This window comes from Kitasatospora sp. NPDC058406, from assembly GCF_042722765.1.
GTDB lineage: Bacteria > Actinomycetota > Actinomycetes > Streptomycetales > Streptomycetaceae > Kitasatospora.
This window is the reverse complement of record NZ_JBHXKE010000163.1, coordinates 1-21,680: the sequence shown is the minus strand read 5'-3', so window position 1 is coordinate 21,680 and position 21,680 is coordinate 1. Positions and strand designations below refer to the sequence as shown.

At 72.7% G+C, this 21,680-nt stretch carries 17 protein-coding genes and 2 pseudogenes; 11 read left to right on the top strand and 8 right to left on the bottom strand.

The annotated features are described in order from the left end of the window. Window positions 1-168 precede the first annotated feature (168 nt). Window positions 169-348, bottom strand: a pseudogene (locus ACFWOG_RS27495) (hypothetical protein); the annotation flags it as partial. Window positions 349-546: 198 nt separating this feature from the next. Then, window positions 547-1,011, bottom strand: coding sequence for a DUF4262 domain-containing protein (locus tag ACFWOG_RS27490; protein WP_380361353.1), 465 nt, complete (start codon window positions 1,009-1,011; stop codon window positions 547-549). Window positions 1,012-1,154: 143 nt separating this feature from the next. On the opposite strand from ACFWOG_RS27490, the pseudogene ACFWOG_RS27485 reads away from it, so the two are divergent. Beyond that, window positions 1,155-1,856 (top strand): annotated as a pseudogene (locus ACFWOG_RS27485) (ChbG/HpnK family deacetylase); the annotation flags it as partial. Window positions 1,857-2,090: 234 nt separating this feature from the next. On the opposite strand, the gene ACFWOG_RS27480 reads toward ACFWOG_RS27485, so the two are convergent. Next, window positions 2,091-3,194 carry an NADH:flavin oxidoreductase/NADH oxidase gene (locus ACFWOG_RS27480; RefSeq protein ID WP_380361352.1) on the bottom strand — a complete coding sequence of 368 codons (1,104 nt, stop codon included), beginning with the start codon at window positions 3,192-3,194 and terminating at the stop codon, window positions 2,091-2,093. 395 nt (window positions 3,195-3,589) lie between these two features. Here ACFWOG_RS27480 and ACFWOG_RS27475 point away from each other — a divergent pair, with 395 nt between their 5' ends. From ACFWOG_RS27475 to ACFWOG_RS27460, 4 genes are all read left to right on the top strand, one after another. Continuing rightward, a complete protein-coding gene (locus ACFWOG_RS27475; protein ID WP_380361351.1) occupies window positions 3,590-4,096 on the top strand; it encodes a DinB family protein in 507 nt (168 codons plus the stop codon). 84 nt (window positions 4,097-4,180) lie between these two features. Then, window positions 4,181-4,558 (top strand): nuclear transport factor 2 family protein, encoded by a 378-nt coding sequence (locus tag ACFWOG_RS27470; protein ID WP_380361350.1) that lies wholly within the window; start codon window positions 4,181-4,183, stop codon window positions 4,556-4,558. 372 nt (window positions 4,559-4,930) lie between these two features. Then, a complete protein-coding gene (locus ACFWOG_RS27465; protein ID WP_380361349.1) occupies window positions 4,931-7,708 on the top strand; it encodes an ATP-binding protein in 2,778 nt (925 codons plus the stop codon). A gap of 201 nt (window positions 7,709-7,909) precedes the next feature. After that, window positions 7,910-8,617, top strand: a complete 708-nt coding sequence (locus ACFWOG_RS27460; RefSeq protein WP_380361348.1) for a sigma-70 family RNA polymerase sigma factor — start codon at window positions 7,910-7,912, stop codon at window positions 8,615-8,617. Here ACFWOG_RS27460 and ACFWOG_RS27455 read toward each other — a convergent pair. Beyond that, window positions 8,542-9,702 carry a glycoside hydrolase family 88 protein gene (locus ACFWOG_RS27455; protein ID WP_380361347.1) on the bottom strand — a complete coding sequence of 387 codons (1,161 nt, stop codon included), beginning with the start codon at window positions 9,700-9,702 and terminating at the stop codon, window positions 8,542-8,544. The two genes, ACFWOG_RS27460 and ACFWOG_RS27455, sit on opposite strands and share 76 nt — an antisense overlap. Window positions 9,703-9,995: 293 nt before the next feature. Between ACFWOG_RS27455 and ACFWOG_RS27450 the strand changes: the two genes are divergently transcribed. Continuing rightward, window positions 9,996-10,952 carry a ribosome-inactivating family protein gene (locus ACFWOG_RS27450; RefSeq protein ID WP_380361346.1) on the top strand — a complete coding sequence of 319 codons (957 nt, stop codon included), beginning with the start codon at window positions 9,996-9,998 and terminating at the stop codon, window positions 10,950-10,952. Between the two features lie 200 nt (window positions 10,953-11,152). On the opposite strand, the gene ACFWOG_RS27445 is transcribed toward ACFWOG_RS27450, so the two are convergent. Further along, the gene (locus ACFWOG_RS27445; RefSeq protein WP_329880194.1) at window positions 11,153-12,106 is read right to left on the bottom strand and encodes a hypothetical protein; all 954 of its coding nucleotides are present in this window, start codon (window positions 12,104-12,106) and stop codon (window positions 11,153-11,155) included. A 121-nt stretch (window positions 12,107-12,227) separates the two neighbouring features. Then, on the bottom strand, window positions 12,228-12,803 hold the full coding sequence (locus ACFWOG_RS27440; RefSeq protein ID WP_380361345.1) for a TetR/AcrR family transcriptional regulator: 576 nt from the start codon (window positions 12,801-12,803) through the stop codon (window positions 12,228-12,230). 70 nt (window positions 12,804-12,873) lie between these two features. Between ACFWOG_RS27440 and ACFWOG_RS27435 the strand changes: the two genes are divergently transcribed. Further along, window positions 12,874-13,767 (top strand): NADP-dependent oxidoreductase, encoded by an 894-nt coding sequence (locus tag ACFWOG_RS27435; protein WP_380361344.1) that lies wholly within the window; start codon window positions 12,874-12,876, stop codon window positions 13,765-13,767. A 172-nt stretch (window positions 13,768-13,939) separates the two neighbouring features. On the opposite strand, the gene ACFWOG_RS27430 is transcribed toward ACFWOG_RS27435, so the two are convergent. Next, entirely contained in the window at window positions 13,940-14,428 is a 489-nt protein-coding gene (locus tag ACFWOG_RS27430; protein ID WP_380361343.1) for a hypothetical protein, read from the bottom strand. Window positions 14,429-14,739: 311 nt separating this feature from the next. Further along, complete coding sequence (locus tag ACFWOG_RS27425) at window positions 14,740-16,008, bottom strand: FAD-dependent monooxygenase (protein ID WP_380361342.1); 1,269 nt, start codon at window positions 16,006-16,008, stop codon at window positions 14,740-14,742. Between the two features lie 207 nt (window positions 16,009-16,215). Here ACFWOG_RS27425 and ACFWOG_RS27420 point away from each other — a divergent pair, with 207 nt between their 5' ends. From ACFWOG_RS27420 to ACFWOG_RS27405, 4 genes are all read left to right on the top strand, one after another. After that, on the top strand, window positions 16,216-17,142 hold the full coding sequence (locus ACFWOG_RS27420) for a LysR family transcriptional regulator (protein WP_380361341.1): 927 nt from the start codon (window positions 16,216-16,218) through the stop codon (window positions 17,140-17,142). Window positions 17,143-17,875: 733 nt separating this feature from the next. Further along, a complete protein-coding gene (locus tag ACFWOG_RS27415; protein ID WP_380361340.1) occupies window positions 17,876-20,170 on the top strand; it encodes a catalase in 2,295 nt (764 codons plus the stop codon). 92 nt (window positions 20,171-20,262) lie between these two features. Beyond that, window positions 20,263-21,159: an SDR family oxidoreductase gene (locus ACFWOG_RS27410; protein ID WP_380361339.1), complete on the top strand. Its 897-nt coding sequence runs from the start codon at window positions 20,263-20,265 to the stop codon at window positions 21,157-21,159. Window positions 21,160-21,252: 93 nt separating this feature from the next. Beyond that, on the top strand, window positions 21,253-21,579 hold the full coding sequence (locus tag ACFWOG_RS27405) for a hypothetical protein (RefSeq protein ID WP_380361338.1): 327 nt from the start codon (window positions 21,253-21,255) through the stop codon (window positions 21,577-21,579). Window positions 21,580-21,680: the final 101 nt, after the last annotated feature.

The window sequence follows — 21,680 nt, the reverse complement described above, 5'->3', positions numbered from 1 at the left end:
CGATCGCGCGCGACCTCATCCTCTGGCTGGCCGCCCGAAGCTTCCCAGGGCGGCCGACCAGGCACACCTTCGACGCCTTCTAAAACACGGCCTAGTCCATGCCGGGGCGCGCACACAAGAGGCCGGGCCACACGAAGTAGCCCGCCCCACTGAGGAACTGGTGGAGCGTCAGGCGGTCGGGCTGCGGAGCACGTACTGCAGAACGCCGCCGTCGCGGTAGTGGTCCGCCTCACCGGGGGTGTCGATGCGGACCACCGTGTCGAACTCGACCGGGCCCGCGGTGACCTTGACGGTCTTCGGGGTGCGGCCCTCGTTCGGCTCGGGCACACCGGTGAAGGAGAAGGTCTCCCTGGCGGAACCGGCCGAGGGCGGCCGTACCCGGCGCATCCGCACCATCGCCAAGTCCCGCCTGCCGGTCGCCCGTCGCCGGTCGCCGACGCCACCCGAAACGGATCGCTGAGGAGCTGCGCGGCGGCGGCCGGGCCCCCACCGCCTCCGCGAGCAGTCGGACGGTTCGCGCCGACAGGCGCCGGCGGCGCGGCCTCGCTATCGGGCAGCCTCCCGGGTCCAGACACCTTCGGGGTGCTCGTCGACGGGAAGTCGTAGGTCGGGCTGCGCGCGGCAGCCGGGGCTGGCCTGCTCGTCCGAGGGCCAGCGGTGTTCCCGGTCGGGCCAGAGCAACTGGACGACGGGGACCGGGGTCTGTCGGTAGAAGCCGACGAACGTACCGAGCAGTGGATAGTGCCAACTGGGATCCACCGGTTGGCATCGGAGCCGGTAGCCCTCGATGACGTCCGGGAGCAGCGTGCCGGGCTCCGTCGATGCCCCGTCGCGAACCCGGACGGCGGCACTGCCGACCCAGTGCATCAGGCCGTCCAGTTCCAGGCCGAACATGGCGACCTCCGGGACCCGGTAGGAATGCCACAGGCCGACGGTGAAGGCCCAGTCGGGGACTTCACCTCCGCCACCCACGCCGACCACGTGGCAGCCGTGCTCGCGTACGTGCGTCATCTCGGAAGCCCAGCGCTTCGCGCGCCGCCGCCGTGCGCGGAAGGTCGCGGAGGCGGCGGGGTCACAGAGCACACAGGGGCACGGGGGAGTCGCGGCGAGGTCGGTCACCCGGGTATCCAAGCAGATCAGGATGCGGCTGATCACGATGTATGGAGTTGCTCCGCCGGCGGCCGCAGATCCCGTTCGGGATCCATCTCACGCTGGTGTGCGAGATGCCCGACCTCCCGTGGGAGCCGTTGATCGCCAAAGAACGCGTGACCTCACTGCTGGACCCTGCGGGCGACCTGTTCTCGCCGATATCTGTCGGCCGGGCGACCCTGCTCGGCCAGGCCCGGCTCGATGAGGTCGAACCGGAGTTCCGCGCCCAGATCGATGCCGTCGCCGACGCCGGGCTCACGCCGACCCATCTGGATTTCCATTGCCTGGCCGACGGCGGCCGGAGCGACATCCTCGACCTGACCACCGTGCTGGCGGCGGAGTACTCCCTCGCGGTCCGGGTCTGGCTCGAACCCGGGCGCCGGGTGATGCGGGGACGCGGGCTGCCGGTCGCCGACAACGACTTCCTGGACAGCTTCTCCCTCTTCTCCCTCGGCATCGAAGGAAAAGCGGCTCGATACGCTCAGATGCTGCGTGACCTGCTGGCCGGGCTCAACGAGTGGGCGGCACATCCCGGCCTGGGAGACAGGGAGTCGCAGGCCGTCGACGGTGGCTGGCTCGTGCGGCGGACGGACTACGAGTTCCTGACATCCCCGCAGGCCCGTGAGGTCCTCCAGCAGGAGGGCATAGCCGTGATCGACTATCGCACGATTCAGCGAGTCTGGTCCCAGGGCGTGAGCCTTCGATGACCGAAGCGGCCTGTCGTCTCCGCGGACGACAGGCCGTCCGCTGCCCGCGAGGTCGGCCCGCGACGGCCGGTTGTTCGGCCTGCGCGCTGGTGGTTGGCCGGAGATCGTTCCGTCGTGGTGCTGACTGACGGAGGTGGAGCAAGGCTGACACCCGCGTTCGCGGGGAGGGCGGCAAGCGCGCCGCCAGGGCAGGGCTGTGCGACGGCTGATCCCGTGCGGGCGGGTGCCACCCGCTCAGGCGCGGTGGTACTGGGCGGGGGCGGGTACCTCGCCGTCGAGTTCGGCGGCTGCGTGGCGGGCCCAGTAGGGGTTGCGCAGCAGCTCGCGGCCGAGCAGGACGGCGTCGGCACGGCCTTCGGCGACGACGGCCTGGGCCTGGGCGGGGTCGGTGATCAGGCCGACGGCCGCCACGGGGAGGCCGATCTCGTTGCGCACGGCCTCGGCGAAGGGCACCTGGAAGCCGGGTGCGGCTTCGATCCTGGCGTCGGGGACGATGCCGCCGGTGGAGACGTCCAGCAGGTCGACGCCGTGTGCCTGGAGCTCCTTGGCGAGGCGGACGGTGTCCTCGGAGGTCCAGCCCTCGCGGCCGTCCTCCGGGTTCTCGGTGAGCCAGTCCGTCGCGGAGACGCGGAAGAAGACGGGCAGCTCCTCGGGCCACACCGCGCGCACCGCGTCGACGACCTCCAGGGCGAACCGGATACGGCCCTCGAAGGAGCCGCCGTAGCCGTCGGTGCGGCGGTTGGTGTGGGGGGAGAGGAACTCGTGGATCAGGTAGCCGTGGGCGCCGTGGATCTCGGCGACCTGGAAGCCGGCGTCGAGCGCGCGCCGTGAGGCGTCGGCGAACTGCTGCACGATCCGGCCGATCTGCTCCTCGGTGAGTTCCTCCGGCGTGGTGTGCGTGGGGGAGAAGGGCACGCTGCTGGGGCCGACCGGCGCCCAGCCGTGGGGCTCGTCCGCGGCGAGGGCGCGCCCGCGGTCGACCCAGGTCCGCTCGGTGGATGCCTTGCGACCGGCGTGGGCGAGCTGGATCGCGGGGACGGTGCCCTGCGACTTCAGGAAGGCGGTGATCCGCCGGAAGGCCGCGGCCTGCTCGTCGTTCCAGATCCCGAGGTCGTACGGGCTGATGCGGCCCTCGGGGCTGACCGCGGTGGCTTCCGTGATGATCAGCCCGGTGCCGCCGACCGCGCGCGCCGCGAGGTGGGTGAAGTGCCAGTCCGTCGGAACACCGGCCGCGTCCCCGTCCGGCGTGGCGCTGTACTGGCACATCGCCGGCATCCAGATCCGGTTGGGGATGGTCAGCGCCCGCAGGGTGTACGGGGTGAAGAGGGTGGTGCTCATGTCGGACTCCCGGTGGGTCGGCGGCGCCAGGGGACGGGGGCGCTCTCGCAACTGGTTGCAGCTGCAATTTATGTCACCGAAGATAGTTGCATACGCGGGCATCTTGCAAGAGCCTGCCGCGCGACCTCGCCGCACACCCGGGCGCCGCCGCCGAGACGGGCAGACCGCCGACCAGGATCCGTCGCTGGACGACTCGATGCTCGAGCGGGCTGCGATCTGGAACCCACGGCCGAGGGTGCGCCCCGTTGCTGGTCGGTGGCGGCGTTCCGTTCCTTCCCGGCACGGGCGCGGGTGGATCTCGAACTCGTCGAGACCCGCACCTTCGGTGGGAACAGGTCGGGCCCGTCGAAAAAAATATGTCGACATCGGTTGCGTGATCGGGGACGCTTCGCGCGATGACCGGAATCGACGACACGCCGCCCGCGTGGGACGAGCGCACCCAGCTCACCACGTTTCTCGACTACACACGTGACACCGCCCGCGCCAAGTGCGACGGTGTCTCCGCGGAGAACGCCCGCAAGGCGCTCCTGCCGGGCTCACCGCTGATGACCATGAGCGGATTGATCAACCACCTCCGCTGGGTCGAGTACTACTGGTTCCAGGTGGTCTTCCTCGGCGAGGAGGACCGGGGCCCCTGGACCGATGAGGACCCCGACCGCGAGATGCGTGTCGCCGTTGACTTCCCGCTCACGCAGTTGCTCGACGAGTACGCCGAACAGAGCGCCCGCTACCGCGAACTGGTCGTCGGGAACAGCCTGGACACCAAGGCCGAGGGAGTCGTCCGCGACGGTCTCCATGTCGACCTCCGCTGGATCCTCCTTCACCTCACCGAGGAGACGGCCCGCCACAACGGCCACCTGGACATCCTGCGCGAGATGCTCGACGGCCGGACCGGCGGCTAGTGCTGCGGCCGGGACGGTTCGCCGCGGTCGGGAGACGGCTCGCGGGACGAGCGCGGTCCGCGAGGGGACTGGTATTACTGGTGTATGCAGGAAGAAACCGCGCGGTCCGCGATCGACACGTTCATCTCCGCGTTCAACGCCTCGGACGACAGCTACGTGATTGCGCTGCTCTCCCAGGCCCTGACCTCGGACGTGGTCTTCTGGGGACCGTTGGGCCGCAGTGAGGGGATCGAGGCGGTCGAGCGGTTCGTGCTGGACATCCGGCGCCACCCCGCGGGGACCGGCACGATGGTGCGCTGTTCGGCGGTGGACATGCCGGACGAGTGGGCCCGGTACAAGTGGATCTTCACGACGCCGGACGGAGGCCCCCGCCTGGCGGGAACGGACGTCGTCCATCTGCGGCGGAGCCTCATCGACCAGGTCATCGTCTTCGCGGGGGAGATCGAGCCGTCCGCCTCCTGAGTCGTCCTCCTCCGGCGCCGCCCTTCTCCTGAACCGGACCCGTTCGGGGCTCCGGGGCTGCCCGGCCGAGATCGTCCTCACTGCGCCTCGGTCGTCCGCGCCTGGCCACGAGCGGACCGATGATGCGCTGGGGCTGTGTCCGCCCCGACGGGCGCCCGGACGCTCCACGGCCCGCGGCACCCGCGAGCGTGTGTCCCGTCTCCCTCCGGTCGTTCGCGCGTGAGGGCGGATCCGGCTCCACCGCCCCGGTACGGACCCCGCCCCGCGCGGCGCCGAGGAGTCCACTGTTTGTTCGTCCCCGGCGAACTGATGCATGATGAGGACGACCCGAGCCGATCAGGGTCCGAACCTTGAACTGCGTGGTGGTGGTGGATGGCGGGCGGCACCCCTCGGCGGGGGCTGCGCGGGCTGGTCGGCCGGCGGGGCGAATGCGGAGCGCTGGACCAGGTGATCGCCGGCGCCCACGGGGGCCGGGGCCAGGTGCTGGTGCTGCGGGGCGAGCCGGGAGTCGGCAAGTCCGCCCTGGTGGAGTACCTGGCGGGCCGTGCGACAGGGTGTCAGGTCCTGCGGGCCGTCGGCGTCGAGTCCGAGATGGAGCTCGCGTTCGCAGGGCTGCACCAGCTGTGCGTGCCCCTGACGGGGAACCTCGACCGCATTCCCGGCCCCCAGCGCGACGCCCTGTCCGTAGCGTTCGGCCTGAGTGTGGGGAGCACGCCGGACCGCTTCCTGGTCGGCCTGGCGGTGCTCAGCCTGCTGGCCGAGGCGGCGGAGGAGCAGCCGCTCGTCTGCGTCGTCGACGACGCCCAGTGGCTCGACCAGGTCTCCGCCCAGACGCTGGCGTTCGTCGCGCGACGGCTGCTGGCGGAGCGGGTGGCGCTGGTGTTCGCGGTGCGCGGGTCGGCGCCCGCCGCAGGTGGTGACCCCTTCCGGGGGCTGCGCGAGGTCGAGGTCCGGGGGCTGCGTGACGACGACGCGCGGGTGCTGCTGGACTCGGTGGTGCCCGGACGGCTGGACGAACGGGTCAGGGACCGCATCGTCGCCGAGACCCGCGGCAACCCGCTGGCTCTGCTGGAACTGACCCGGGGGCTGACCGCGGCGGAGCTGGCCGGCGGGTTCGGGCGTCCGGACGTCCGCCCGCTGGCGAGCCAGATCGAGCAGGCGTACCTGCGGCGCATCGGATCGCTGCCGGCCGCGGCGCAGCGGTTGTTGCTGGCGGCGGCGGAGCCGGTGGGTGACGTGCCGCTGCTGAGGCGGGTCGCCGAGCGGCTCGACATCGACGCGCACGCGGCGGGAGCGGTCGAGGCGGCGGGACTGGTCGAGTTCGGTACGAGGGTGCGTTTCCGCCACCCGCTGGTGCGCTCGGCGGCCTACCGTGCCGCCGACCCCACCGTGCGCCGGGACGTGCACCGCGCGCTGGCCGAGGCGACCGATCCCGATGCAGATTCGGATCGTCGGGCCTGGCACCGCGCTCACGCGGCGCTCGAACCCGACGGGGCGTTGGCGGACGAGCTGGAGCGGTCGGCGGGCCGGGCCCAGGCCCGTGGCGGGATCGCGGCGGCAGCGGCGTTCCTGAGACGTGCGACCGAGCTGACGCCCGACGCGGGCCGTCGTGGAACGCGGGCGGCCGCGGCCGCGCAGGCCGCCTTCGACGCGGGCTCCCCGGACGCGGCGCTCGACCTTCTCGCCGCGGCGCGGCTGAGCCCGCTGGACGAGGCGCAGCAGGCCCGACTGGCGCGTTTGCGGGCCCAGTTGGCCTTCGCCCGCCGACGTGGCGGGGAGGCGCTTCCGCTGCTGCTGGATGCGGCCGGCCGGCTGGGGCGGGTCGACGACGCGCACGCGCGGGAGGCGTACCTCGATGCCGTCGGGTCGGCGGTCTTCGCCGGGCGGCTGCGGGAGCGCGTCGGCGTGCGGGAGGTTGCCGCGGCCGCCCGGACGGCGCCGCCGGGGGCGCAGCCGCCGCGGCCGACGGACCTGCTCCTCGACGGCCTGGTGACCTGGTTCGCCGACGGCTGCGCCGCAGGGGGGCCGCTGCTGAGGTCCGCGCTGGGGGCGTTCCGGCAGGCCGCCGGAGACGAGGGGGCGGAGGTCATGCGCTGGCTCTGGCTGCTGTGGCTGGTCGCCGGTGAGATGTGGGACGACGAGACGTGGCACCGGCTGACCGAGCACGCGGTCAGGTCGGCGCGCGAGACGGGGGCTCTGAACTTCCTTCCGCTGGCGCTCGGTTACCGGGCCGCGCTGTCCGTGCACACCGGTGACTTCGACCTCGCCGCGGAGCTCGTCGACGAGGCCGACACCCTCGCGGAGGTGACCGGTCACTCGCCGATGGCCTATCCGTCGCTCCTGCTCGCGGCCTGGCGCGGCGAGGGGGAGCACGTCGCGGAGGTGATCCGGAGCGCCGCCGTGGACGCCGTCTCGTGGGGCGAGGGGCGGGCGATCGGTGTCGAGCACTACCTCCTCTCGGTGCTGTACAACGGTCTCGGCCGGTACCAGGACGCCCTGTCCCATGCCGAACAGGCATTGGAGCACGAGGACTTGGCGGTCATCGGGTTCGCCCTCGCGGAGCACGTCGAGGCGGCGGTCCGCGCCGGTGCCCCCGAAGCGGCCGGGGCGTCGCTGCGCCGGTTGGCGGAGCGGGCCGACGCCGGCGGTACGGACTGGGCGCTGGGTGTCCTGGCCCTGTCCAGAGCGCTGGCGAGCGAGGGTCCGGCCGCCGACCGGCTCTACCGCGAGGCCGTCGAGCGCCTCGGACGCGGCCGGATCGCCGTCCACCTCGCCCGCGCCCACCTGGTGTACGGCGAGTGGCTCCGACGCGAGAACCGGCGGGTCGAGGCGCGCGTGCACCTGCGCACCGCTCACGAGATGCTGGGGCGCTTCGGAGCGGGTGCCTTCGCCGAGCGGGCCCGACGTGAACTCCTCGCCACGGGCGAGACGGTGCGACTCCGTCCGGCCGACGCGGGCGACCTGCGCGAGGCCCTCACGGCCCAGGAGGGGCAGATCGCCCGCCTGGCCGCCGACGGCCTGACGAACTCCGAGATCGGCGCCGAACTGTTCATCAGCCCCCGCACCGTGGAATGGCACCTGGGCAAGGTGTTCACCAAGCTCGACGTCAAGTCGCGCAACAGGCTCCGCGCCGCGCTGGCCGGCCCCTGACGGTCCGGGCACCGACCGCCCCCGGGGGAGACCCGGGGGTGGACCGGGGATTTCCCGGGCGCCGGGCGGTGGGCCGGGGCGGCAGCGTGTGTGCACGGCGGCATCGACGGGATGCCGGTGTGAAACGGAGCCGTGGTGACCGTGTCCGACGACCTGTCCGCGACGTGTACACATCCCCAACAGCGCGCCGGGGAGGATACGTTGGACGAGGCCGCAGCCGTCTTCGAGGGGCTGCGCCCGTACCTCTTCGGCATCGCGTACCGGATGCTGGCCAGCGCGGTCGAGGCGGAGGACGTGGTCCAGGACGTGTGGCTGCGCTGGCAGCGGACCGACCGCTCGGCGGTGGTCAGCCCCGTGGCCTTCCTGTCGCGCGCCACCGCCCGGATGGCCATCAACGTGGTCCAGTCCGCCCGCTCGCGCCGGCAGATCTCCCTCGGCCCCTGGCTGCCCGAGCCGGTCGACACCGCCGCCGACCCCGAGGCCGACCCGGAGGCCGGTGTGCAGCGGGCCGAGGAGCTGGAACTCGCGCTGCTCCTGGTCCTGGAGAGGCTCACGTCCAGGGAGCGGGCGGTGTACATCCTGCGCGAGGCCTTCGAGTACTCCTACGCGGACATCGCCGACATGCTGCGTCTCAGCGTCGTCAACGTCCGCCAGATCGTGAGCCGGGCCCGGCGTGCCCTCGCGGAGGGGCAGCGGGAGACGGCGGACGCGCGGGAGCTCCGGGCGCTGCTGGAGGCCTTCGTCGCGGCGGCCCGGACCGGCGACGTCGGCTCCCTGGAGTCGCTCCTGGTCCCGGCGCCGCCGGGTGGTGGCCCGCGGGTGGTGCTGCGCGCTCACGGGGCCAGTCGCGCGACCTGCGAGCCGGCCATCAGGAAGGCGCCGACCGCGAAGTCGGCGGTGGTCTCGTAGGTGATCGGCCGGCTCGATTCCGGGCGGTCCCCAATGCCCTGGACCCAGCCCAGCCGTCCGTCCGGGTGCACGGCGTCGCGCACGAGCGCGTTCCAGCCCCTGGCGAGGACGGGCAGGTAGGTGCTCCGGTCGATCAGGCCGGTGCGGATGGCGTAGGCCAGGCCGTAGCAGAACAGGGCCGTTCCGCTGGACTCCTTGCCGGGCAGGTGTCGCGGGTCGCCCAGGGAGGGGTTCCAGAAGCCGTCCGGGCGCTGCGAGGCCAGCAGGGCGCGGCTGATGCCCTGCATGTTCCACCGGTACTCCGGAGCCCGTTTGTCGGTGGAGGGGAGGACGGAGAGCACCTTGGCGTGGGCGGCGTAGGCCCACCCGTTGCCCCGGGACCAGAACACGGGCCTGCCGTCCGGCGACAGCCGGCCGGAGCCGCCGGGGGACCAGGTGCCGTCGCGGTACCAGAGCTCGTGCGTGTAGTCGTACAGCCCACCGCCCTGGACCCGTTTGGTGTGGTGGTACAGCGCGTACATCTTCGCCCAGTACGCGGTGTCGCCGCGCAGCGCGCCGAGCCGGGCCATCGAGGGCATCGCCATGTACAGGGCGTCCGCCCACCACCAGTCGTCCGTCTTCTCGGGCCGGTCGGTGTGGACCATCCGGTGCAGGGACGACTCGATGGCCGCGATCCGCTCCTCCCCGCCGCGTGCCTCGTGGAGGTCCAGGTACACCTGGCCGGCGTTGTGGTGGTCGGCGTGCCGCGTGGTCACACCGCCGGCGAGGCCGTAGTCGTGCTTCTCCGCCCAGGACTCGGCGTACGCGAGATAGCGTCGCTCGCCCGTCAGCCGGTAGGCGGCCAGGTCGCCGCTGAAGTAGGTGGCACGGGCCCAGAGGTTGTCACCGGGATCGGTGTGGGCGTTGATCCAGTGGTCGTTCACCCGGCGCACCGACTCCAGGACCGCGGCCCGGCCGGGCAGCACGTCGGCGGCGACCGCGTCCGTCAGGCTGGCCGCGGTGGCCGCGGTGACGGTGATGGCCGTGATGGCCGTGGTGGTGAGGGGGAGAGCGGAAGGGATCCGCAGGAAGGTCCGGCGTCGCACGGTGTTACCTCCGGCTGAGGGCTCTGCGGGCGGGGGAGCGGAGTCGGGCGCGGGCGAGGGGCCGCGCGGGCCGGGGCCCGTCGGTGGCCCTCGGTGGCCGTCGGCGACCTGGGCCGCCACGGTGCGGACGTGTGAACGGAGTTCCCCGGACCGCCCGTCGACGACGACCGCGCTCGCCACAGATGACCGTGCGGGACCGCCCGGTGTGACAGCCGGCGGCACCCGCGCCCGCCGCGACGGCCGACGCCCACCGGCGCGCGTCACAAACACGCCACCTGAGCTGTCAGTTGAGCGTGAAGCCGAAACCCACCACCAGACGGACCGTACGGCCGGCGGCCGTCGTCCTCACCGCCGCCCTCGCGCTCACCGCACTCGGCACCCGGCCGGCCGCCCCGGCCGTGCCCCCCGACAAGGTGACCTGGGTCATCCACAAGCTGGACGACGATCCCGCCCACCCGGGCGGAGCGTTCGGCAGGGACCTGTACTACTCCGCTGTCACCCAGATCCGCAACTGGATGGCGGGCCCGACGGTCCGCGGCGATGTGCGCCTGAGCCAGGCGGACAGCGACGGCATCATCGGCATCGACGTTCGCAATCACGCGAGTGCCCGGCTCGTCACGCTGTTCCTGAACCCCCACAGCGGGTACCTCACGGGCTTCCACACCCGCAACCAGGACGTGTACTACTTCAGCGACGCCAACCCGGACATGGTCTCGGAGATGAAGGGGTACGCGAGGTCGATCGGGGCGAGTACCCACCGGATGCACCTGTCCGGATCGTTCGACACGTGGTACGACGCAGCCACCGGCGGCGGCCTGCCCGCCCCCACGAGCATCGGCACCCGATCGTTCCGCGACATGGCCACGTCGCTGGGCAACTCGCCCGGGCCGGAGTACATCGACCGCTTCCTCCCCCAGACCGCCCAGTACCTGCTCGCCCTGAGCCCGGCCTACGCCCAGGCTCCCCACCTCACGCTCTTCCGCGACCGCGTGGGCGACGCCCTCGCCAACAGCACCTCCTCGGCGGTCGTCCTCGACAACCGCACCCGAGAGCTCCGCTCCAACTGGGAGAAGATCAACAACGACGCCCTGCTCAACATCCCCTTCCTGGCGGACGACCGGGCGGCAGGCGGCGCGGTCCTGCCCTACCCCGTCCACCTGGGACCCGTGAACGGCACGCTGCGCACCGTCTCCGACGTGGTCTCCACGCTCCGGATCCTCACGAACAACCAGGGACGCGAGATGCGGTAGGGGCCGCGTCGGGCGAAGGGCCCGGCCCGGGGAGAAGTTGCTCCCCCGGGCCGGGCCCTTCGTGCGGGCGGCGGGCCCGCACGGCCCGAGGCGGCCTGCCGCCCGCGGTCTCGGCAGGGCCGGCAGGAGCAACAGGGCCCGGCCGGACGTCGTAGCGACGTCCGGCCGGGCCCCGAGCCGGCTCGGCGGGCTCCGGCGGTCTAGCGGGAGGGCCCGAGGTACGGGGTCATCCGGATCTCCCGGTGGATGTCCCCCATGGTGCGGAGAGTCCCGTTGATCGGGCCGATCTCGAAGTTCTCCGGGAGCCGGGTCGCGGCCTCGGCGGCCCGGTGGTTCCTCCACCACTCCGCGTGCCGGGCGGCCCAGTTGGTCCAACGCGCCCAGGCGCGACGGACCTCCATCGACCCCTCGTCGTAGACCGAGGTCCTCGTCTCGTAGGTGGTCCGCCCCATCGCGCGGGCGACGTCGTCACGGAAGCTGGTCCAGCGCACGCCCAGTTCGTAGGCGGCGGCCAGGGTGCGCATGGCTTCCGCGATCTGGGGGAGGTGATCGTGGTGGGCACCGACGGTCATCCTCCAGAGGTACCAGCTGGCACTGCCGAAGTCCGCGGTGTTGAAGTTCCTCTGGAGCCCGACGCCCGACGCGTTGATCCGCTGCTCCCAGTCGCCCCAGCTGCCGTTCATCTGGAGCGGGAGGGCGCGGCCGTTCTGCGACAGGGCCAGTTGATGGATCTCCGAGATGACGCTGGGGGCGGCGTCCCGGAAGTAGAAGTAGGCGTTGTGGGCGGTCACGAACCCTGCGATGTAGAGCGACTGCGGGTTGATCAGGAGCGTGCCCCGCAGCTGGCTCAGTTCGCCCTCGATTTCGAGGACGATGAGCCCGCCCGCGTGGTCCTGGATCTCGCGGATGTCGCCGTCGAACGGGTGACCCGCGGCTTGACGGATGGCGGTGACGACGTTCGTGTACTCGGTTTCACCCGAGATGTCCGACGCGGCGTCTTGGATGATCTTGGTGTGCAGGTACCTCCACTGGCCGGGCCGGACATCCGCAGCTGCGGGTTGTGCCCAGACCCCAGTGGCGGCGACGGCGAGAGCGGCGACCAGGAACACCTTCAGACGGTGCGCGATCCTGCTCCGGCGGGTTCTTGCCAGCACGGCTTTCCGACCTCCAGCGGCTTCGGTGAGGTGAGAACGCGGCATGCGCCGCGTTCCACCCGACTGACCGCACAGGGCCGCGCGGTGTGACACGCGGCCCTTGGCCGCGGTGGCACCCGGCTCAGGGCGCGGTGGCCTCCCAGGCCGCCTCGATCATCCGGAAGACCTCGTCCACCGTGGCCCCGGGATCGTCCGCCCGGCAGCCCAGCGCGTAGGCGTCGATGGCGAACCGCGCGGTCGCCCGGCAGGCCGTCGCGCTCCGGGACAGGTGGGGATCGGCGGCCAGCGCCGCCGCCAGCGCCTGCGCGTGACGCAGGCTCATCGACTCCTCGTACTCCTGAAGGGCGGGTGATCCCTCGATCATGCGTCGGAGGGGGGCACTGCCCTCCGCCGTGCAGTGCCGCACCTGGGCCTGGACCTCGCGGTGCAGCGCCGGGATGAGCGGCTCGTGCGGAGGCCGGTCGGTCACCGCCCGCGTGAGGCGCTGCTCGAAGTCCCGGTCGCGCTCGAACACCAGCGCCTCCTTCGAGGCGAAGTGGGCGAAGACGGTGGTGACGGCCACGTCGGCCTCGGCCGCCACGTCGCGGATGCCCACGGCGTCGTACCCGCGCTCCAGGAAGAGGTGCAGCGCGGTGTCAGCGATCTTCTGACGGGTCGCGGCCTTCTTGCGTTCGCGGCGTCCGGGCGGCTCGATCATGTCCTGACACTACCAGGTAGGAATCCCTCACCGTTGTGAAACACTAACGGTTAGGGCTATCTTCGGTCGTATGAGGAAAATCAGCTTCGCCGAGTTCGGCGGTCCCGAGGTCCTGCACCTGGTGGAGGCCGAGGAACCCCACGCGAGCCCCGGTCGGATACGCATCGCCGTCCGGGCGGCGGGTGTCAACCCCGTCGACTGGAGGATCCGGGAGGGCCAGGTCCTGGGAGCCCATCCGGTCGAGCTGCCCGCCGGGGTCGGCCTGGACGCCGCCGGGGTGGTGGACGAGGTCGGCGAGGGCGTCGAAGGGATCGGGATCGGCGACCGCGTGTTCGGCGAGGGCGCCGACACGTACGCCGAATTCGCCGTGCTGTCGGCCTGGGCCCGGATGCCCGAGGGGCTGACCTTCGAGGAGGCGGCCGGCTACCCGTCGGTGGTGGAGACCGCGCTGCGCGTCATCCGCGAGGTCGGCGTGCGGCCCGGGCAGACGCTGCTGGTCAGCGGCGCGTCCGGCGGCGTCGGGTCGGCGGTGCTGCAGATCGCCCGCGCGCGCGGCATCGCGGTGATCGGCACGGCCGGGGCTGCGAACCAGGACTACCTGCGCGGCCTGGGCGCCCTCGCCACGACCTACCACGACGGCTGGGTCGAACGGGTGCGGCACCTGGGCCGGGTCGACGCGGCCCTCGACCTGGCCGGCTCGGGCGTGATCCGCGAACTCGTCGAGCTGACCGGGGACCCGCGCAAGGTCGTCTCCATCGCCGACCTCGGTGCGCCGCAGCTCGGCGTCCGGTTCTCCGGCGTGGCCGGGAGCGTGCCGGACGCGCTCGCCGAGGCCGTCGACCTCATCTCCCGGGGCAGGCTCCACATCCCGGTCGAGAAGTCGTACCCGCTCACCGAGGCGGCGGCGGCGCACGCCGACAGCCGCGCCGGCCACACCCGCGGGCGCCGGGTCCTGGTCGTCTGAGCCGCCGCCCGCCGCCCGCCGCCCGCTGCCCGCTGCCCGCCGCCCGCCCTCCCGCCGCCGGCGTCCCGCGTCGGCTGCCGGCCGGGAGAGTTCGAGGCGCACGGGGCGAACCGGCGGCAGGGCGGTCCGTCGTACGGGTGGCGCGAGGCCCGCGCCACCCGTACGAGCGGGCTCAGCCGAGCAGTTGGTACTTCGTGGACGGGACGCCGGGGTTGTAGCTGCAGTCCGTGGTGGTCGTCTTCAAGCTGTACGTGAAGCCGGCCGGGACGACGCAGGCCCACAAACCGTTCACCGGGACCCGGATGCGGAAGGTCGTCGAGGGCACGCTCGGCTGCTGGCTGCAGCCGTAGGTGTAGGTGATCAAGTCGTAGGTGAAGCCCGGCGCCTGACGGCACGAGGTCAGCCCGTCGACCGGGGTGCGCAGGTGGAACCGGGGTGCGGTCCAACTGCCCGAGCTGCACTGGGTGTCCTGGACGACCTGGTCGAAGACGTAACCGGCGGGCACGGTGCAGGCCCAGACGCCGTCCAGGCCGGTGACGGCCGTGGTGGAGGTGGTCGCGGCGGTCGCGCCCGCTGCTCCGGAGAGCAGCAGCGTCAGGGCGGCGAGGGCGGCGAGCAGCAGACGGACCGGGCGGGTGCGTGAGGTGCGTGCGGCGGACATGAGTCTCCCGAGGTGTGGTCGGTGGCATGGGGTCGCACGGTGCTTCGGGGCGCGGATTCACGCCCGCTGCCGGTTCTAGCACGCGGATCCGGCCCGGCGCCCGGGTCGGCGGACCGGAACGGTAGACATGTCCATGACCGTCCACCGGGAGGTGCGGCGGGGCTCCGGACGGCCTCGGTCGAGCACCGTCGTCCGGGGCTGCCCCGCCTGGCGTAGGCCGATGCCGGACCGGGTTCGAGGTGCGGGCTGTGGTGCCCGGCTCCGCCCGAGAGGGGTCCGTCCGGGTCCGCCGGAACGAGGGTCCGGGCCCGTCACTGCCCCTTGACGAGCCGCTCCTGACCGGAGACGGCAGGGACCGTCCAGGACGGGTGGGTGTTGACCTGGGTCACGGTGGCCCCGGCCAGCGTCTTGTAGCGGGTCGCGATCCTCTCGGCCTCCCCGACGGGCAGCGCCCCGCCGTGCTCCTCGGCTCGCGCGATCGTCTCCTCCGGCCCCAGGTCCCGGTTGGCCAGCACGATCGCGTTGACGGCCGGCCGGCGCATCCGGTCGTAGCGGCGGAGCGCGGCCTCGGCGTCGTCGTCACGGGCCAGGCACCAGGCCAGCACGCGGCCGTCGACGACGGACTGCGAGCCGCCGTTCATGCCCATGGGGAACATCGGGTGTGCGGCGTCACCGAGGAGGGTGACCCGTCCGAAGCTCCAGCGCGGCAGGGGGGCGCGGTCGGTCATCGGGTACTCGACGATCGCCGTGGAGCGTTCGGCGAGTTTCGTGAGGTCGATCCACGGCAGGTTCCACGACGACAGTCCGGCGCGGGCCTCCGCCTCGGTGACACGACGGCCGGGGCCACCCGGAGGCGGGGCGGACGGCCCGTGCCGTACCTCCAGGACCCAGTTCACCTGGGCATCGGCGCCCGCGGTCGCGGGGTCCTCGATCGGGTAGGCGACGAACTTCGCACCGGGGGTGCCCCCGGCCACCACGATCGAACGGCCGTCGAGGATGTGCGGGTGCGGTGCGACCCCGCGCCACATGTGGACGCCGTTCCCGCTCGGGGCGCTCTCGTCCGGGTACAACCGGCCGCGGACCACGGAGTCGATGCCGTCCGCGCCGACCAGCACGTCGGCGTCGTCGACCACGGGCCGACCGCTCGACCGGTCCAGGAAGTGGGCTCGGACGCCGCCCGCATCCTGCTCGAACCGCCGGAACAGCAGACCGGTGCGGACCGAGTCCGGCCCCAGCCGCTCACGTACCGCCGCCAGCAGCAGCATCTGCAGTCGGCCGCGGTGCACCGAGTACTGCGGCCAGCGGTACCCGGCCGCGCGTCCCAGCGGCTCCTCCCAGACCGTCTCGCCCGTCCGGTCCCGGTAGCTCAACCGGTGCGGGGGCAGTGCGACGGAGGCCAGCTCGCCGTCCAGGCCGAGTTCGGAGAGTTCCCGGACGGCGTGCGGCAACAGGTTGATCCCGACGCCGACCGCCTCGACCTTCCGTGCCGCTTCGTACACCCGTGGCGCGAAGCCGGCGGCGTGCAGGCTCAGGGCGCAGGTCAGTCCGGCGATGCCGCCGCCGACGACGGTCACTCTCATCTGCCTGTCCTCGCCCTTCGCCGGGGCCCCGGTCCGGCCGACGCCCTGTCACCAGCTTCGGTGCCCCGGCCGCGCGCGTCCAATACACGGCGGTGATGGCAGCCGTCACGATCGCTGATCGGACCGGGGTCGTCGTTCCGGGCTCGCGATCGGTCGGGGTCGGGCGCAATCCGGTCGCTCAGGTGCGCAGTTGATAGCGTGTCAGCCATGGAGCTCCGTACGCTTGAGTACTTCGTGGCGGTGGCGGAGGAGCGGTCGTTCACGAAGGCGGCGGCCCGCTGTCACGTCGTGCAGCCCGCGATCAGCCAGCAGATCCAGGCCCTGGAGAAGGAGCTGGGAGAGCCCCTGTTCGAACGGCTGCCCCGGCAGGTGGTCCTCACCTCCGGCGGTACCGCCCTGCTGCCGCACGCCCGGGCCTGTCTGGCGTCGGCCGCCTCGGCCGTCCTGGAGTTCGCCGACCGGTCCGGTCTGCTCGGCGGCTCGTTCGCGCTCGGGACAGTCGGCGGCCTGGAAGGGACCGTCATCCCCCGGTTGCTGGGGGAGTACCACCGCCGGTATCCGCGGGTCGCGGTGAGTCTCGTCGGGGCGTCGAGCCCGTCGCTGCTGGCGAGGGTCCGCGACGGGGCGATCGACGCGGCCGTGGTCGCGGGACCTCCGGACGGCGGACCCGCCGCCGTCGCCTCGCGCGTGCTGCTGGAGGACCGGATCGTCGCGGTCCTCCCCGCCGGAAGCCGGCCCGCGAGCGGTCCGATGACCTTCGACGAGGTGGTCCGGAGCCCGGTCATCAGCTACGGCTCCGACAGCGGAGCGCACGTGTTCATCCGTGAGGCCTTCGCCGCGGAGGGGCTGCGGCTGGACATCGCCTACGCGACGAACGACGTCGCCCTCCAACTCGCGCTGGTGGCCGAGCGGATCGGGATCGCCCTGACGTCCCGCGCGAGTCCGGTCCTCGCCGCCGACCGGCGTTTCGACGTCGTGCCGCTGGAGCCCGCCATCCGCCTGCGGAAGGTGTTCGTGTGGCGGGCGGGCACCCGGCCGTGTGCGCCTTTGCGGGCCTTCCTCGACCTGTGGACGGAACTGCCCGACCGGCCGGAGCGTGGCGGGGGTGTGTCAGGGGCCACCACCGGCGGATGACGTCCGGTGGGGAGGGAGGGCACCGGAGACGGGACAGACCGACGCGGCTCGGTCGATGCACGACAGGCAGCGTTCCCGGCCGACCGCCGTCGCGGCTTCCAGCAGGTCCTGGAGGCACTCCCGGGGCCCTGACGGTTCCCGCAGGCGGTCGACGATCGCGTCCGTCCCACAAGCCGTCCCGATGCCGAAACCTCAGGATCGGGCCGCCGACCGTCTCGGCTGTGGACAGCCGTCGGGATGCGAGGTTCGACACCGTCCAGCAGGATCGAGCCTGTGCCGGTGGTGCCGTGCAGCGGTTGCCACAGACTTCGGCAGCCCGGTGGACGGTGCAACTCTCCGCCACCTCACAACCCCGGGGCTGTCCCCAGCCGGTCCCGGTTCCTACGGCCGCAGCCACGGACACGCCGTCGACGGCGGGGGCGGCAACGCCGGCGCGCCGTGGGAAACGGGTGCCGTCGAGTTCCTCCGCACCCGGGGTGCGGGCGGCACTTCGCGGTGGCCTTGAGCCCGTTTCCTCCGCGCACCCCGTCCCGCCGCGGGACTGCAGGGCAGGCATCTGCTTGGTACGTCGCTACCGGGGCAGACGCGATGGAGCGGGGGCACGGCTGCTGCGGCCGCGCGGTCCCAGGACACGGCCCGCCCCCGGGAGCCCTCCACCCGAGCACGACTCCTCAGGAACCGCGCCGACCCCGTGGCGGTTGCGCACCACCCCTACCCGAAGGTGAGAACGCTCATGGAAACGCCGGGTCCCCTCAAGAGGGCGGCTGACGCCGTCATCGATGCCCTGACCGACGAGACGAGCCGTCCCGAGGCGAAGGTCCCGGGTGCACCGGGTGCGGAGCCGCCGCCGGTGGCCGAGCCCACCGAGCCCCGGGCCCCGCTTCCCCCTTCACCCGACCAGCGGGCGCCCGCGCCGTTGTCCGCCACCGGACGGGACGGCGGGGCGGTGGACGACGTCCGGGCGCAGAACGGCGGCTTCCTCACCACGGCGAACGGCACACGGCTGCCGGACTCCGACCACTCGCTGAAGGCCGGTCCCCGCGGTCCGGTGCTGTTGCAGGACCACCACCTGCGCGAGAAGATCACGCACTTCGATCACGAGCGGATCCCGGAGCGGGTGGTCCACGCCCGCGGGGCCGCCGCCCACGGCGTGTTCCGCGGATACGGCACTGCGGCCGGAGTCAGCAGGGCCGCGTTCCTGGCGGAGGGCGTGGAGACGCCGGTGTTCGTGCGGTTCTCCACCGTCCTCGGTTCGCGCGGCTCCGCCGACACCGTGCGTGACACCCGCGGCTTCGCGACGAAGTTCTACACCGCCGAAGGCGTCTTCGACCTCGTCGGCAACAACATCCCGGTGTTCTTCATCCAGGACGCGATCAAGTTCCCCGACGTCATCCACGCCGGCAAGCCGCATCCGGACCGGGAGATCCCGCAGGCGCAGAGCGCCCACGACACCTTCTGGGACTTCGTGTCCCTGCACACCGAGGCCACCCACCACACGTTGTGGAACATGTCGGACCGCGGCATCCCCCGCTCCTACCGGACGATGGAGGGCTTCGGTATCCACACCTTCCGCCTCGTCGACGCCGGCGGCGCCACCACCCTCGTGAAGTTCCACTGGAAGCCGAGGCTCGGCGTGCACTCCCTGGTCTGGGAGGAGGCCCAGCTGATCGCCGGCACGGACCCTGACTTCCACCGCCGCGACCTCGCGGACGCCATCGAGGCCGGCGCGTTCCCGCAGTGGGAGCTGGGCATCCAGACCTTCCCCGACACCGCCGAGCAGACCTTCGAGGGCATTGACCTCCTCGACCCCACCAAGATCGTCCCCGAGGAACTCGCCCCCGTGCAGCCGATCGGGCTGATGACTCTCAACGCCAACCCGACGAACTTCTTCGCCGAGACCGAGCAGGTCGCCTTCCACCCCGGGCACCTCGTCCCCGGCATCGACGTCACCGACGACCCGCTGCTCGCCGGGCGCCTGTTCTCCTACCTCGACACCCAGATCACCCGCCTCGGCGGCCCGAACTTCGCGCAGATCCCGGTCAACCGCACCCACGCGCCCGTCAACGACATGCTGCGCGACGGCTTCCACCAGGACGCCGTCCACAGCGGCGTCGCCCCTTACAAGCCGAACTCGCTGGACGGCGGCTGCCCGTTCTTCGCCGGCGCCGGCGACCACGCCTTCATCGAGCACCCCACCCCGATCGCGGCCGCGTCCAAGGTTCGTGAGGCCCCGGCGTCGTTCGACGACCACTTCAGCCAGGCCCGGCTGTTCTGGCTGAGCATGAGCGCGCCCGAGCGCGAGCACATCATCGCCGCGTACACCTTCGAACTGAACAAGTGCTACCACCAGGCCGTCAAGGAACGGGCCCTGCTGGCACTCGCCAACATCGACCCGTACCTGTGCGCACAGGTCGCGCACGGGCTGGGCCTGCCCGCGCCGCAGGCCTCGGAGCCGCTCGCGGACCCCGCGCCGAGTCCGGCCCTGTCCCAGCTGGGGCAGGAGTGGCCGACCGAGGGCCGTGTCATCGGCATCGTCGCCGACCCCGCCGGTGACCTCGCACAGCTCGCCGCCGTACGGCGCGCGGTCCTCGACGCCGGCCTGGTGCCCCTGGTGATCGCCCCGACCGGAGGGGAGCTGACGGCCGAGGGCGTCGATCCCGTCCCCGTCCGGCGGACCTTCGCCACCGCCCGCTCGACCGAGTTCGACGCCGTCCTGCTCGCCGGAACCCCCGCCCCCGGCCTGGACGCCGACGGCGGCCGGGACGCCAAAGCGGGAGCGCCCGGCAACCCGGGTGCGCCGGTCGACCCGCGCATCACCCTGCTGCTCGCCGAGGCGTGGCGGCACGCCAAGGCCATCGGCGGCTGGGGCACCGCCGAGCAGGCCCTGACAGCGGCCGGCATCCCCGCCGGTGCCCCCGGCATCGTCCTCGGTGGCGTGGGGGAGGAGGTCGTCGACAGGGTCGTGGGCCTCCTCGCCGCACACCGGGTCTGGGACCGCTTCCCCGGGCCGTCCGGGTCCGCCCGCTGACCGGACCCCTGGAGTTCGGACCCCGGGCACACCGCCGCGCATTGGACGGCGGCGCGGCGGGCACCGACAGCGACCGTCGAGGAAGTGGTGATGTGAGCAAGGACCAGTACACCCCGCGCAATCCGGTCGAGCAGTACCCGGGGCCGCCGTTCCCGGCGCAGTCGCAGCCGCACCCCGGCAGCGGTGCGGCCATGGAGCCCGAACCGGACTACGGCGAGGCCACCTACCGCGGCAGCGGGCGGCTGGCAGGCCGTCGGGCCCTGATCACCGGCGGCGACTCGGGCATCGGACGCGCCGTGGCCCTGGCGTTCGCGCGGGAGGGCGCCGATGTGGCGTTCTGCCACCTACCCGGGGAACACGAGGACGCGCAGGAGACGGTGCGGCTCGTCACGGAGGCGGGCCGCAGGGCCCTGGCCGTGGCGGGGGACATCCGGGAGGAGGACTTCTGCACCGGGCTGGCGGACCGGGCCGCCGCCCACTTCGGCGGCCTCGACATCCTGGTGAACAACGCCGCCTACCAGATGTCGAGGCCCGAAGGGCTCGCCGCGATCCCCAGCGACCAGTTCGACCGGGTGATGAAGACCAACCTGTACGGCATGTTCTGGCTGACCCGGGCCGCCCTGCCGCACCTGGGGGAGGGCGCGAGCATCGTGAACACCGCTTCCGTCCAGGCGTACAAGCCCAGCCCCCACCTGCTGGACTACGCCATGACCAAGGCGGCGATCGTCGCGTTCACCCAGGGCCTGGCGATGCAGCTCGCCCCCGAGGGCATCCGGGTCAACGCCGTCGCCCCCGGTCCGGTGTGGACGCCGCTCATCCCGGCCACCATGGACGAGGAGAAGGTCGCCCACTTCGGTGAGCAGTCCCCGCTCGGCCGCGCCGCCCAGCCCGCCGAGATGGCGCCCGCGTACGTCTTCCTCGCCTCCCAGGAGGCCTCCTACATCACCGCGGAGATCGTCAACGCGACCGGCGGTACCCCGCTTCCCTGACACCCCGCGCCGGCCGGCGCCTGACGGGGTCGGCCCGGCACGGGTCACGCCACTGAACGAGACAGGCACGCCACCGAACCCGAGGAGCCTCCCGTGGCAGACGAGAAGCCGCAGCACGAGGACCGGAACGAGCGGGCGGCCGCCGCCGGAACCGGGCCGCCCGCCGACCGATCGTACGGCGACAATGCCTCCGACAATGCCTCCGACAATGCCTCCGACGACGGGGACCCGGCGGACGGGTCCGACCCGGAGCGCCCCGACAGCGGCCCTGTGCGGCAGGGCTACGACGCCACCGCCGAGAGTGCGGCCGCCGCCGCCGACCCGCGTAGCCCGTACGCCGCGCCACCGGCCGACGACGACGCCGGGCAGGGTACGGGTGCCCGGCCCCGGCACGGCGACCGCTCGCACCGGCCCGGTTGATCGGCCCGCGGGGCGTTCGCCGGGCGCGCTGCCGGTCAGGCGAACGGAGAACCGCGGAGCGACGACGACCGCGGCATGACGGTGGCCGGCACCGAGTACTC

Excerpts from the sequence above, each read along its gene's own strand:
- ACFWOG_RS27490 (WP_380361353.1), bottom strand. The coding sequence starts at position 1,011 with ATGACGCACGTACGCGAGCACGGCTGCCACGTGGTCGGCGTGGGTGGC.
- ACFWOG_RS27480 (WP_380361352.1), bottom strand. The coding sequence starts at position 3,194 with ATGAGCACCACCCTCTTCACCCCGTACACCCTGCGGGCGCTGACCATC.
- ACFWOG_RS27475 (WP_380361351.1), top strand. The coding sequence starts at position 3,590 with ATGACCGGAATCGACGACACGCCGCCCGCGTGGGACGAGCGCACCCAG.
- ACFWOG_RS27470 (WP_380361350.1), top strand. The coding sequence starts at position 4,181 with ATGCAGGAAGAAACCGCGCGGTCCGCGATCGACACGTTCATCTCCGCG.
- ACFWOG_RS27465 (WP_380361349.1), top strand. The coding sequence starts at position 4,931 with ATGGCGGGCGGCACCCCTCGGCGGGGGCTGCGCGGGCTGGTCGGCCGG.
- ACFWOG_RS27440 (WP_380361345.1), bottom strand. The coding sequence starts at position 12,803 with ATGATCGAGCCGCCCGGACGCCGCGAACGCAAGAAGGCCGCGACCCGT.
- ACFWOG_RS27435 (WP_380361344.1), top strand. The coding sequence starts at position 12,874 with ATGAGGAAAATCAGCTTCGCCGAGTTCGGCGGTCCCGAGGTCCTGCAC.
- ACFWOG_RS27430 (WP_380361343.1), bottom strand. The coding sequence starts at position 14,428 with ATGTCCGCCGCACGCACCTCACGCACCCGCCCGGTCCGTCTGCTGCTC.
- ACFWOG_RS27425 (WP_380361342.1), bottom strand. The coding sequence starts at position 16,008 with ATGAGAGTGACCGTCGTCGGCGGCGGCATCGCCGGACTGACCTGCGCC.
- ACFWOG_RS27420 (WP_380361341.1), top strand. The coding sequence starts at position 16,216 with ATGGAGCTCCGTACGCTTGAGTACTTCGTGGCGGTGGCGGAGGAGCGG.
- ACFWOG_RS27415 (WP_380361340.1), top strand. The coding sequence starts at position 17,876 with ATGGAAACGCCGGGTCCCCTCAAGAGGGCGGCTGACGCCGTCATCGAT.